Annotated in this window: 2 protein-coding genes and 1 pseudogene; all 3 read left to right on the plus strand. The window is 43.3% G+C overall.

Annotation, left to right across the window (positions count from 1 at the left end):
• On the plus strand, window positions 1–88 hold an 88-nt coding region (locus SPADD19_RS13065; protein WP_277619461.1), incomplete at its 5' end, for a hypothetical protein.
• A gap of 9 nt (window positions 89–97) precedes the next feature.
• On the plus strand, window positions 98–781 hold the full coding sequence (locus SPADD19_RS02355) for a DnaD domain-containing protein (protein WP_061455099.1): 684 nt from the start codon (window positions 98–100) through the stop codon (window positions 779–781).
• 18 nt (window positions 782–799) lie between these two features.
• Window positions 800–1246, plus strand: a pseudogene (locus tag SPADD19_RS12445) (glycerophosphodiester phosphodiesterase family protein); the annotation flags it as partial.

A 1246-nucleotide genomic window follows, 5' to 3' on the forward strand; every position in this document is an offset into this window, starting at 1 on the left:
TAATTGGATCAACTATGCGGTTTATCAAGAAACACCCTACCGCTTGGAAGAATTGGAAAAAGATATTTCATTTTATGGTTACCTATAAAGGGGAATTATGACATATTCACAAGCATTTAAGTATGGCAACTTGGTTCTTCCAAGTGCCTTGCTTTTTCATTATCATGAGTTGTTTGATCAAGCAGATGACTACTTGGTTTGGCAGTTTTTCTTCCTTCAAAATACGACTGGCCAAGAGGCTTTGACACCTAATCAGATTGCTAGTCATTTAGGAAAAACGGTGACAGAGGTCAATCGGATTATGTCCAATCTGACCACCAAGGGACTTCTTCAATATCGGACCATTGAGCTCAATGGCGAGATTGAAGCCATCTTTGATGCGACCATTGCCCTGGAGCGCTTGGATGAGATTTTAGAAGCCCAGACACAAGGGAAGGCACAAAGCGGGCCTGCGAAGGGAAATGTCATCAAGGACTTGGTGGAAACTTTCCAACAAGAACTGGGACGACTCTTGACGCCTTTTGAGATTGAAGACCTGACCAAGACCGTGCGCGAGGATCAGACAGATCCAGATGTGATCAAGGCAGCATTACGAGAAGCTGTCTTTAACGGCAAGCCTCACTGGAAATATATCCAAGCCATTTTACGCAACTGGCGCAGTGAAGGCATCAACAGCCTGGCCCAAGTAGAGGCGAAACTACAAGAACGCGAGCAAGCCAACCCACGCAATGTAACGGTTTCAGATGATTTCTTGAAGGCCATGGATTTGTGGAAGGATTAAGAGGAGACGATTGATCAATTGAAATGGGGAGATAAAAACAGACGCAGACGATTTAGATGGCTCTATCCGACTATGTTAGTGGTCGGATTGTTTTTATTGTTTGGCATGATCAGCTTTTACTACGTACGGACCAACCTATTAACTTCGGGCCTGTACCCAGTAGAAGAGACTCTACTAGAGGCTGGCTATACCAAAATGAAGACAGGATTTCGTAAAAAAGATGCCAATGTAATCATTGACATCCAGTGGAACGCAAAAACAAAGGTATTTGATAAAAATCATTATCGCTTTAAAGCCCATCAAGAGACAACTTTCTGGAAGAAAACCTATGTGGATAAGGAAACACTTGAACGTTTGACCAATGGCCAGCTGTCTAACCAATATGGTTTCGTGCAGTACACCAAGGTTAATAAGAAAGATTGGCTAAGGGTTTCTCCAAAACTAATAGCCCACGCTGGAGGGACG

Origin of the sequence: Streptococcus parasanguinis (genome assembly GCF_001578955.1) — a bacterium.
In the GTDB taxonomy this organism is placed as follows: Bacteria; Bacillota; Bacilli; order Lactobacillales; family Streptococcaceae; genus Streptococcus; species Streptococcus parasanguinis_U.

Excerpts from the sequence above, each read along its gene's own strand:
- SPADD19_RS02355 (WP_061455099.1), top strand. The coding sequence starts at position 98 with ATGACATATTCACAAGCATTTAAGTATGGCAACTTGGTTCTTCCAAGT.